Below are 11,792 nucleotides of genomic sequence, written 5' to 3'. Positions count from 1 at the left end.
TAACGACTTGCTCGATGCCAAATCAAACCAGCTTTTTACCTATAACCACGTCAGGGTTAATAAATTCAAACAACAAAACGGCTCCTAGCTGTCACCAGCCAGGAGCCGAATGTGAATTATATCACGATATTATTCGTTAATGGTTAGTTTCTTTACATCGCCGTTGCGAGTTGTAATCACATAACCATCCGACAATAACGTCGGGCCAACAGCCAAGCCGCTATCATCGACAAACTGCTGCGCAACAAATTCGCCCGTTGAACGATCCATCCAGTGAAGGTAACCAAGCGTGTCACCGACAACGAGATAATTGCCAACAATAACTGGCGCTGTAAGTTGTCGGTGCTCAAGCAAGCTGTTTTCCCACAACTCAGTCCCGCTTCGTGAATCAACGGCAACAACATGATCTTTTTCCGTTATCACAAAGATGCGACTACCATCTGTAGAAATGTCTGTCGCAGATGAGTAATTACGCTTCCAAATCGGGTTCGCTGAACGCAAGTCAATGGCGATAAGTTGACCATTGTATCCAATGGTGAAAAGAGTACCGCCTAGCACAATTGGCGATGAATCAACGTCAACCAAACGATCAATTTCTGTCGCGCCTTTTGGCGTACCAACAGGCTGTTGCCAAATCAACTGACCACGCTCAACGATAGCAGCTGCGAGTCGGCCATTTGCCGTTCCCCAAAATACACCGCCGCCAATTGCAGTCGGAGTACTGTCGCCACGTAAAGTTAAGTTCGGCACTTCTGTGCTCAATGCCCAGCGTTGCTCACCTGTACTCTCATTAAGGGCAATCAACATGCCTCGGCTAGTATTGATGATAATAAGGCCTGAATCTGCAACTGGCTTCGCCAGTACCTCACCACCAACTTTTACACGCCAAACAATTTCACCTGTTTCTTGGTCAAGAGAGATGACTTCACCATTCTCAGAGCCAATGTAAAGGTTTCCGTATGCCGCTGTGATACCACCAGAGAGACGAGCAATGACATCTTCTTCTAGGTCCGTTTGCCAACGTTGTTTACCATTCTCAGGATCCAGCGCTTTTACTAAGCCATCACGACTTGCCACGAACAATGTATCATTCGCAAATACAGGGGATAGTTTTGAAAAGTAATGACCAACACCATCGCCAACCGATGTGCTCCACTCACTACTGGTTGTAAACTGACTGTCTACCTGAGGTAGTGGCGCCATTACAATGGTGTCTTTCTCACCTGCACAACCGGCAAGTACTCCCATTGTTAACGCCCCTAGCAAGGCTTTCTTAAAGACTCTTTTCATCCAATGCGGTCCTTATTTCGCCAGATCGTCCAATTTCATTTGTAGTGTCGGGCTTGCATCTGCCGCTTGCTGAGCTTCAGTATACGCAGCGTACGCAGCATCTTTGTCACCTTGGCGAATCGCAATATCGCCACGAAGTTCAGCAATACGACCTGTCCATGCTGTATCAGTGACGTTACTTAGCTCTGCCGTTGCAGCGTCGAAGTTACCCATTTCCGTCTCAATACGCGCAATGCGGTAACTAATCAATGGTAACAACGCAGCATCTTGAGTGTTGCTTTGCGCCCACTTCAGTTGCTCCAATGCAGCAGAAAGGTCTTGAGCTTCAACTTGTGCTTTAGCAAGTTGTAGTGCAGCCAATACTGAATATTCTTTTACTTCATTTGACTCAATGAAAGCTTTCACGTCAGCTTGAGCATCAGTGCCTTTGTCTTGCAAAGCATTCATTGCTGTCGTGTAGCTTTGAGAAGCTGCTTCACTCGCCTGAATCACAGAATCCTGGTAGTAACGCCAGCCAAATAGACCACCTAAACCAACAACCGCACCGATGATGACGGCTTTGCCGTTTTCCTTCCACCAGTCTTTAATGGCTTCAACTTGTTGTTCTTCAGTATCGTAAAGTTCCACTTCCTGTCCTCTTAAAACATGTAAATGGCAGCTTAGCTGCCATTGTTCCTATTTCGTTTAAAGGCTCCACATTTGGGAGCCTTAGCTTACGAACTAGGATGTAATTTTGTTAGATTACTAAAAGACTTAAATCAGTGCTGCGATCTTTTCTGCAACTTCTGCTTGGTTGTAAGTCTCTTGCTCACCACCAGCTAAGTCTTTCAGTACTACGGTATTATCCGCAACTTCGTTTTCGCCCAGAACCAATGCTACAACAGCACCAACTTTGTCTGCGCGTTTAAACTGTTTCTTGAAGTTACCGCCACCGAAGTGATTCATCACACGAACGCCTGGAACAGACTCGCGAAGCTGTTCTGCTAGCTTCATTCCTGCCATCATGGTGCCTTCACCCGCTGTGACTACGTACACGTCAACACTGCGACGAACGTCTGTCAGTTCCAACGTTTCTAGCATCAGTACTAGACGCTCTAGGCCCATTGCAAAGCCAACCGCTGGTGTTGGTTTACCACCTAATTGCTCTACAAGGCCATCGTAACGACCACCGCCACATACAGTGCCTTGAGCACCTAGGCTCTCAGTGATCCACTCAAATACCGTGCGATTGTAGTAATCCAGACCACGAACTAGACGTTCGTTAACTGTGTATTTGATACCTGCGGCGTCTAAAAGTTCACATAGACCTGCGAAGTGTGCTTTAGACTCTTCACCCAAGTAATCTGAAAGGCGAGGTGCATCACCTAAAATAGCTTGAACGTCTGGGTTCTTCGTATCCAGAACACGCAGTGGATTCGTGTGCATGCGACGCTTACAATCTTCATCTAGCACATCAATATGTTGCTCAAGGAATGCAACCAGTGCAGTACGGTAGTCTGCGCGGTCTTCTTGAGAACCGATAGAGTTCAGCTCAAGACGGACATGTTCATTGATACCTAGCTCACGCCATAAACGCGCCGTCATCATGATAAGCTCTGCATCAACATCTGGACCATTTAGACCAAACACCTCAACACCACACTGGTGGAATTGACGGTAACGACCTTTCTGCGGACGTTCATGGCGGAACATAGGCCCCATGTACCACAGACGCTGTTCATCACGGTTGATCAGGCTGTTTTGGATACATGAACGTACACAACCCGCCGTACCTTCTGGGCGAAGTGTTAGGCTGTCGCCGTTACGGTCATCAAAAGTGTACATTTCTTTTGAAACGACGTCTGTTTCTTCACCAACAGCGCGGCTGAATAGGTTTGTTTCTTCAACGATTGGCATGCGCACTTCTTTATAACCGTATGCGCTAATTACATTTTTCACTGTGTTTTCTAATTTTTGCCACAGTGGCGACTGAGTTGGGAGGCAATCGTTCATGCCTCGAATTGCTTGAATTGTTTTTGCCACAATACTTACCGTAATTCTCGTTGAGATTAATCTTGTACTTTAACTTCGATGCGGTTTTCGCCATTCATCATAGCTGCTTTCGCACGGATCTTAGCTTCTAGCTTATTCACAAGGTCATCGTTATCAAAGCGCTCTTTCTGGCGTTTACCATCTTCGTAGAATGCGCTCTTCTTGTTACTACCTGCTAGACCTAAGTGAGAAACTTCTGCTTCACCAGGGCCGTTTACCACACAACCGATGATAGACACATCCATTGGCGTGATGATGTCTTCTAAACGTTGCTCCAGTGCATTCACCGTACCAATCACATCGAATTCTTGGCGTGAGCAGCTTGGACACGCAATAAAGTTGATGCCTCGAGAGCGAATACGCAGAGATTTAAGGATGTCGAAACCGACTTTGATTTCTTCAACTGGATCGGCAGCCAAAGAGATACGCAGCGTATCGCCTATCCCTTCAGATAACAGCATACCTAAGCCAACAGATGACTTAACAGCGCCAGCTCGAGCACCACCCGCCTCTGTGATACCTAAATGAAGAGGCTGATCGATTTTCTTCGCCAGCAGACGATATGAATCCACCGCAAGAAAAACGTCTGAAGCTTTCACGCTAACTTTAAATTGGTCAAAGTTAAGACGATCGAGATGGTCTACGTGACGCATCGCCGATTCAACCAAGGCTTCTGGCGTTGGCTCACCGTATTTCATCTGTAGGTCTTTTTCCAAAGATCCACCATTGACACCAATACGGATCGGGATGTTTTTATCGCGAGCGCAATCGACAACAGCGCGAATGCGTTCTTCATTGCCGATGTTACCTGGGTTGATACGTAAACAGTCAACTCCGTACTCCGCAACTTTCAGCGCGATACGATAGTCGAAATGAATATCAGCCACTAATGGTACAGAAACTTGCTGTTTAATCAGTTTGAAAGCTTCTGCTGCGTCCATCGTAGGTACAGAAACTCGAACGATATCTGCGCCGACTTTTTCTAGTGCTCGGATTTGAGCGACTGTCGCTTCTACGTCAGTCGTGCGAGTGTTAGTCATTGACTGTACTGCAATTGGCGCACCATCACCAATTGGCACATCACCCACATAGATACGCGTCGATTTACGACGAATAATTGGAGATTCGTGTTGCATAATTTTTTATAACGGTAGAGTGAATCTAGCTACTTTGCCTGAAGTATACCCAGAAAGGTCGACAGGTTCACTTGCAAATGTCATTGTAACCCCTTCCGGTGCGCCTAATATCACTTTAAATGGCGCTTTTCCGGTAAGTTCTACATCTTGTCCTGGCTTATGAGTACCACTTACCAGCGTTTTACCATTGGTGTCTTTTACTTGAATCCAACAGTCCGCTTTAAACTTCATAGTAAGAAGTGTCATGCCTTCAGGTACTACTGGCGCAGGCTGTTCCTCTTCCGCCGCTTCAATCACGGCAACAGGTTCTTCAGAATCTACGCTTGTTGTATTTTCAGTTTCAGTCAGCAAAGGATCCGCCCCTTGCTCAACGGATGCTTCAGTCGATTCAGCAACGCCTTCATTAGTTGAAGCAACTTCTTCAGGAGTGCTTGCGATTAACTCTTCAGCCGTCATCAAATCGATATCAGCTAATTCTTGAGCAGTGGGCTGCGGCGCTTCAACACTTGAATCCGTTACTTCCTTAGTTAGGCTATTCTCTTGTTGGTTTTGCCACCACCATGCCGCTGAAATGCCAATAATGACCAGCCCGATAACCCAAGTAAGGAGCATAATACGGCTATTGTGCTTCTCGTCTTTTGTTTTACGAGAGAAGCTTTGCATTTCAATTTCTTGCTCTTGAGGCTGAGCATCGGCAGTCTGCTCTAACGCCGTCAAAACCACCTTCTCATCAAGACCCACGAATTTAGCGTAAGAGCGTAAGTAACCACGCGTAAATGTCGCGACTTGTTGAGATTCAAATCGGTTATTTTCAATATCTTCAATCACAGAAATGCGAAGCCTCAGGCGATCGGCAACTTGCTTTTGGCTCATTCCCAAGGATTCACGTTTGTTTTTCAGTAATGTGCCAGCTTCAATAGAGAGTGGCACTTCATTCGTATTTTCGTGTTCTGTCATAATGGCGGTATTTAATCTGTTTTAGTGGCTAACGTGGTCATGTATTTTCGTTATTGTTCTTAAGCCTCTTTAAAAGATAGCTAGCCTAAACGCGTTAACCAAAAATAATAATTTTAAGAAACTCTCAGCGATCTGAGTGCGAATACCCGTTTTGCAAAAATCAGCAAAACGTATGTGAGAAAGTGCTGAGAATTATCGGTGTCATCGTTAGTGTTACATATCATGATAAGCGAATGCGCAACGAAGACAAAAACTCTTTACACTCAAACTAACAGATAGCTCAAGCTTTTGTCCAAACTTTGACAAAGGAATTCGAAATTATACCCAAATAACCTTAGGTTGAAGAGTGATAGTCCCAAATCTTGGCGAAAATGTCCTAAACAATAAACAAAATAGCCAGAGCGAATGGCTCTGGCTATTTTTGAATTCCGGTCGTTTATACAGCTTTCACTTCAATGGTATCGGCACCGCGTGACGCTTTCAGCATTGCCGTACGTTTAGTTCGGTCAATTACATCACCGACCAACTGACCACATGCGGCATCAATGTCATCACCGCGCGTTTTACGAACCGTAACTGTGTGCTCGTATTGCATCAATGTTTTTTGGAAGCGATCAATACGTGAGTTACTTGGTTTCTTGTAAGGTGAACCTGGGTACGGGTTAAACGGAATCAAGTTAATCTTACATGGTGTGTCTTTCATCAATTCAGCCAGTTCACGAGCATGGTCCATGTCATCGTTCACATGATCAAGCAACACGTACTCGACTGTTACCTTGCCACGGTTTGCATTCGATGAAGCAATGTAACGACGAACGGATGCTAGGAAATCTTGAATATCCCAACGATCGTTAATTGGCATGATTTCACTACGCAGCTTATCGTTTGGCGCATGAAGAGAGATCGCTAACGCAACGTCGATTTTGCCCGTCATCTGATCAAGACCAGAAACGACACCTGATGTTGATACGGTTACGCGACGCTTCGACAAACCAAAGCCAAGGTCATCCAGCATTAACTCCAATGCAGGAATCAAGTTCTTCATATTAAGAAGCGGCTCACCCATGCCCATCATCACGACGTTCGTAATTGGGCGACGGCCTGTTTCTTTCTCAAGACCAATTTCACGTGCAGCACGCCACACCTGACCGATGATCTCTGAAACTTTCAAGTTACGGTTAAAGCCCTGCTGTGCTGTTGAGCAGAACTTACATTCCAATGCACAACCTACTTGAGAAGATACACAAAGCGTTGCGCGATCATCTTCTGGAATGTAAACCGTTTCTACATCCTGATCACCAACCTTCATTGCCCACTTGATCGTGCCGTCTGAAGAATGCTGAGCTTCTGCTACAGTTGGTGCTTTAATTTCACACTTGTGTAAAAGCTTTTCGCGCAGCTTCTTGTTGATGTTTGTCATTTTTTCGAAGTCATCTACACCGAAATGGTAGATCCACTTCATAACCTGATCGGCACGAAACGCTTTCTCGCCAAGTTCTTCCGCGAAAAACTGACGCATGCCTTTGCGATCAAAGTCGAGTAGATTGATTTTTTCAGTGGTCATGTTGCCTCTCAATGACTGAAACAAGAATAAGGGCGCGAATTGTACAGCCTTTATGCAGCTACAACAAGGGGTGTAAGACCCTGAGTTTGCTAAGGCATTAAAATAAAAACGATTAAATTTTAATCAGACTTTACGGTGAGAATAATGATTAGACAACCGACAACAAAAGCGTAGAAGTGGTACAGAGAAAACAGTGAGAACAAACACACGTAACTAAGCTTTCACCCCTGTAAGATGCTCAGATTAGCCAACATCTTCGCGAATAATTACGAATGAACTCGCAGGTGAAATGGAGAACGCGGAATAAAAAACCTCGGACAATTCCGAGGTTATTACGAACTAGATCATCACGCAAAAGTGATGCATGAACGAGTTAGCGAGAGAAAACTTCTGATTCAGGGAAGAAAAACTCAATTTCACGAGCGGCAGACTCAGGGCTATCTGAACCATGAACTGAATTGTGACGCATGCTGAGTGCGTAATCAGCACGCAAAGTGCCACATGCCGCGTCCTCTGGGTTGGTTTTACCCATTAGCTCGCGGTAACGTGCAATCGCATTTTCGCCTTCCAATACCTGAACCATAATAGGACCAGATGTCATGAACTCTTTTAGAGGAGGGAAAAACTCTTTACCTTCATGCTCTGCATAAAAGCCGCTTGCCTGATCTTCTGTCAGGTGAACCATTTTGGCAGCGATGATACGTAGGCCAGCCTTTTCAATACGATTGTAGATTTCACCAATTAGGTTTCGCTCTACAGCATCAGGCTTAATGATTGAAAATGTTCTTTCTAGAGCCATAAAATTTCCTTTCTGTACTTGTAATAATAGTTGTGCTTTTAAAGTGACTTACTGGGTAAGAGCAGCACTCAAACAAGAGAGTGCTGCAATCAATCTTATTTTCCAGCTTGCTCATTGAGGAAACGAGCAAGTGTACGAACACCCATACCCGTTGCTCCCGCAGCCCATTTATCAGAAGCGGCTTTACGATACGTACCCGCACAGTCGAAATGTAACCAGCCTTTTTTGTAGTCCTCAACGAAGTAAGACAAGAATGCAGCTGCAGTACTTGCACCCGGAGAATAATCACCAGAGCTGATATTCGATAAATCGGCAAAATTAGATGGCAGCATTTCTCGATGGAAATCAGCAAGTGGTAGCGGCCACAAGCCTTCTTTTTCCTGGTTTGCCGCCGTAAGCGCTTGATGCGATAGCTCATCATCAAAGCTCATTAGCGCATGGTAATCGTTACCTAACGCATTCTTCGCTGCGCCTGTTAGCGTCGCGCAGTCAATGATTAACTCAGGCTTTTGCTCACTGGCGTAGATAAGACCGTCTGCAAGCACCAAGCGACCTTCCGCGTCGGTATTCATAATCTCAACGGTTTTGCCGTTTTTGTAAGTGATGATGTCGCCAAGCTTAAGGGCACGGCCAGAAACCATGTTCTCAGCACAACACAAGATCAGTTTTACGCGCTTGTTTAAACCGCGCAAGATAGCTAATCCTAGGCCACCAGTTATAGTACCCGAGCCACCCATATCTGCTTTCATTGCACTCATGAAGGTAGAAGGCTTCAAGCTGTAACCACCGGAATCAAAGGTGATGCCTTTACCCACAAGACATGCGAATACAGGTGCGTTTTCGTCACCAGTTGGGTTGTAGTCTAACTGAAGCATCGCAGAAGTACGCTCAGAACCACGGCCTACTGCGTAAATACCTTCCCAACCTTCTGCCAACAAGTCTTTGTCTTTGACGATACGAGCTGTCACCGTGCCTTTCGGCGCAACAGATTTGATGAATTCAGCAGCCATTGTCGCTAGCTGACGAGGAGCAACTTCTTCTGCCGTTTTGTTGATAATATCGCGGGTAAAATCAGTCGAAGTAATACGAGCTTGAAGCTCTGCTTGCTCTTCATCAGACAATGCTGCCCACTCAACTGAGCCATGTTTTTTAGGGTTACGGAACCCTTGGTGGAAAGCCCATACGCTCTCTAGATCCCAGTTATCACCAGAAAGAAAAATAGAACGAATTCCTTGGCCATCTAGCTGACGAGCTGCACGTTGAATTGCGCCGAGATCATGACCTTCACCTAAGTGAATAGTTGCGCCGTTTTCAGCGAATGAAAGCAGTGCTTTTTCACCCCAATGTGGTGCTGCCGACTCTTGACTTAAAAATACAGACATCTGTGTAGACATGGTTTCTCCTTGTCTTATAGCAGCGTTGCCTACGCTGCTTCTTTTTAATAACTCACGGATGTTAGCATTATGTAGGGCAAAAATGTCAATTGGATAAAAAAACGGACCTAAAGGTCCGCTTTTTTTAGTAAGAATTGTTAACTAGGCTGTGTTTTACAGACTTAGTCTGCTTCGTCCATCCAGCACATGATAACGGCTTCTAGAATCTTTTCATTAGAACGGTTTGGCTCATCGTCAAACTCATCTAACTCCATGATCCATTGATGAAGATCGGTAAAACGCACTGTTTTTGGATCGACATCTGGAAACTTGTCACAAAGTTCAATCGCGATATCGCGAGAATCTGTCCATTTCATTGCTCATCTTCCTTTTGCTTCTTCCCTATATTGGGAAGATAGTTTTAGTGATCTTCTGAAGCGTGGTTGAGTGTGTATTTAGGAATTTCTACCACCAAGTCTTCATCAGCAATTCTCGCCTGACACCCTAGGCGTGACTCAGGCTCTAGACCCCACGCTTTATCTAGCATGTCGTCTTCTAGTTCTTCACTTTCTTCGAGTGAATCAAAACCTTCACGGATGATTACGTGGCAGGTAGTACACGCACATGACTTCTCACACGCATGTTCAATACCGATACCGTTTTTTAGCGCTACGTCTAGAACGGTGTCACCAGAGTTTGCTTCCAACACTGCACCTTCTGGGCACAAATCGTCGTGTGGTAATACAATAATCTTAGGCATAACTACTTATCTCTTATATATCGTCTACTGATTGACCTGACAACGCAGCTCGAATCGATTTATCCATACGGCGTGATGCGAAATCTTGGCTCGCTTTATCGGTATCTTTAATGCCCTGCTCTATCGCATCTGCATCATCACCATTACGCAGCTCAATCAAGGCTTCGATGGCTTTAATCAAGTTTTGTTTCTCTTGTTCTGATAGTAAGTCATCACCATCAGCTTGCATCGCTGCAATCAAACCTTCTATCACTCGGTCGGCTTCAACACGCTGCTCAGCTAAGGCACGAGCTTGCATGTCTTCTTTTGCGTGCGTCATTGAATCACGCAACATATCCGCCACTTCATTGTCACTTAAGCCGTAAGAAGGTTTTACTTGAATCTCTGATTGAACACCAGTGCTCTTCTCCATTGCCGTAACAGAAAGAAGGCCATCAGCGTCAACTTGGTAAGTCACGCGAATATGTGCCGCACCCGCTGCCATCGGAGGAATACCTTTTAACGAGAAGCGAGCAAGTGAACGACAGTCATCAACCATTTCACGTTCACCTTGTACCACATGAACACTCATCGCCGTTTGGCCATCTTTGAATGTGGTAAATTCTTGCGCACGCGCAACGGGAATCGTAGTGTTGCGGGGGATGATCTTCTCGACCAAACCACCCATGGTTTCAATACCGAGCGACAGTGGAATCACATCAAGAAGCAACATTTCAGAGTCAGGTTTGTTACCCGCTAGGATATCAGCTTGAATACCCGCACCGATTGCAACAACTTCATCTGGGTTAATGCTTGTCAGAGGTGTGCGACCAAAAAACTCGCCTACCATTTCACGAACCAACAATGTACGGGTTGAGCCGCCAACCATGACGACCTCGAGTACTTCATCTGCGTCGACATCCGCATCTTTTAATGCGCGACGACAAGACATCAGGGTTTTCTTCACTAGCGGACGAATCAGATCTTCGAACTGCTCGCGAGTCACGGTGCCTTTCCAACCAAAAACGTCAACGTCAACACTGTCTTGCTCAGAGAAAGCAATCTTAGCTTCAGTAGCAATGTTCAACAGTGTACGGTTCTTTTCTGCAGAAAGCGGCGCTTCTAGACCCGCTTGCTCCATTAAATAATCGGCAAATAGATGGTCGAAGTCGTCACCGCCTAATGCAGAATCGCCACCTGTTGCTAATACTTCAAATACGCCTTTCGATAAACGTAGGATAGAGATATCAAAAGTACCGCCACCTAGATCGTAAACCGCAATCACACCTTCTTGACCAGAGTCTAGGCCATAAGCAATTGCCGCAGCGGTTGGTTCGTTAAGTAGACGGAGAACATGAAGACCAGCTAATTTCGCCGCATCTTTTGTACCTGCACGTTGCGCGTCATCAAAGTAAGCAGGAACGGTAATAACTACACCAGCTAACTCACCACCTAACGTATCTTCAGCTCGCTTACCCAATACTTTTAGGATGTCCGCAGATACTTCAATCGGGTTTTTGTCACCTTGAGGTGTTTGCAGAATTGGCAGGCCGTTTTCACTCTCTTTAAAACGATAAGGAAGTGAAGAGTAACGGGACTGAATGTCCTTTAATGAACGACCGATCAAACGTTTTACAGAGATAATCGTGTTCTCTGGTTCAAACTCTGCTTTGGCTTTGGCTTCGTGGCCGACCGTTAACGTTTCCTCAGCGTAATTAACGACTGAAGGTAAAATAGTACGGCCCTGCTCGTCCGCAAGTGGAGTTGCATCGCCGCTACGTACAGAAGCAACCAAAGAGTTGGTAGTACCTAAGTCGATACCCGCTGCTAACTTATGCTCATGAGGTGCCGAGCTTTGGCCCGGTTCTGCGATTTGAAGTAGTGCCATGATAGGTCCTTGTCA

The 11,792-nt window shown here is 45.5% G+C and carries 11 protein-coding genes; all 11 read right to left on the bottom strand.

What is annotated here, in order from left to right; translation table 11 throughout:
* Positions 1-129: 129 nt before the first annotated feature.
* The 11 genes from bamB to hscA all read right to left on the bottom strand — a co-directional run bounded on the left by bamB (position 130) and on the right by hscA (position 11,777).
* Positions 130-1,290, bottom strand: a complete 1,161-nt coding sequence (gene bamB / locus R8269_RS21180) for an outer membrane protein assembly factor BamB (protein WP_005381696.1) — start codon at positions 1,288-1,290, stop codon at positions 130-132.
* Between the two features lie 12 nt (positions 1,291-1,302).
* Positions 1,303-1,917: a YfgM family protein gene (locus R8269_RS21175; RefSeq protein ID WP_005381697.1), complete on the bottom strand. Its 615-nt coding sequence runs from the start codon at positions 1,915-1,917 to the stop codon at positions 1,303-1,305.
* A 126-nt stretch (positions 1,918-2,043) separates the two neighbouring features.
* The gene (hisS, locus tag R8269_RS21170; protein WP_258477562.1) at positions 2,044-3,312 is read right to left on the bottom strand and encodes a histidine--tRNA ligase; all 1,269 of its coding nucleotides are present in this window, start codon (positions 3,310-3,312) and stop codon (positions 2,044-2,046) included.
* 26 nt (positions 3,313-3,338) lie between these two features.
* A complete protein-coding gene (gene ispG / locus R8269_RS21165; protein WP_005381699.1) occupies positions 3,339-4,457 on the bottom strand; it encodes a flavodoxin-dependent (E)-4-hydroxy-3-methylbut-2-enyl-diphosphate synthase in 1,119 nt (372 codons plus the stop codon).
* A 6-nt stretch (positions 4,458-4,463) separates the two neighbouring features.
* Positions 4,464-5,414, bottom strand: a complete 951-nt coding sequence (gene rodZ, locus R8269_RS21160) for a cytoskeleton protein RodZ (protein WP_005381700.1) — start codon at positions 5,412-5,414, stop codon at positions 4,464-4,466.
* A gap of 436 nt (positions 5,415-5,850) precedes the next feature.
* Positions 5,851-6,978 (bottom strand): bifunctional tRNA (adenosine(37)-C2)-methyltransferase TrmG/ribosomal RNA large subunit methyltransferase RlmN, encoded by a 1,128-nt coding sequence (locus R8269_RS21155; protein WP_017633913.1) that lies wholly within the window; start codon positions 6,976-6,978, stop codon positions 5,851-5,853.
* Positions 6,979-7,351: 373 nt separating this feature from the next.
* Positions 7,352-7,777, bottom strand: a complete 426-nt coding sequence (gene ndk, locus R8269_RS21150) for a nucleoside-diphosphate kinase (RefSeq protein ID WP_005381702.1) — start codon at positions 7,775-7,777, stop codon at positions 7,352-7,354.
* 95 nt (positions 7,778-7,872) lie between these two features.
* On the bottom strand, positions 7,873-9,171 hold the full coding sequence (pepB, locus tag R8269_RS21145; RefSeq protein WP_017633915.1) for an aminopeptidase PepB: 1,299 nt from the start codon (positions 9,169-9,171) through the stop codon (positions 7,873-7,875).
* Positions 9,172-9,332: 161 nt separating this feature from the next.
* On the bottom strand, positions 9,333-9,527 hold the full coding sequence (iscX, locus tag R8269_RS21140) for a Fe-S cluster assembly protein IscX (RefSeq protein WP_005381711.1): 195 nt from the start codon (positions 9,525-9,527) through the stop codon (positions 9,333-9,335).
* A 44-nt stretch (positions 9,528-9,571) separates the two neighbouring features.
* Complete coding sequence (gene fdx, locus R8269_RS21135; protein WP_005381713.1) at positions 9,572-9,910, bottom strand: ISC system 2Fe-2S type ferredoxin; 339 nt, start codon at positions 9,908-9,910, stop codon at positions 9,572-9,574.
* Between the two features lie 13 nt (positions 9,911-9,923).
* Positions 9,924-11,777, bottom strand: a complete 1,854-nt coding sequence (hscA, locus tag R8269_RS21130; RefSeq protein WP_017820567.1) for a Fe-S protein assembly chaperone HscA — start codon at positions 11,775-11,777, stop codon at positions 9,924-9,926.
* Positions 11,778-11,792: the final 15 nt, after the last annotated feature.

The organism is Vibrio sp. Vb0667 (assembly GCF_033391095.1).
This window is presented reverse-complemented; position numbering and strand designations above follow the sequence as displayed.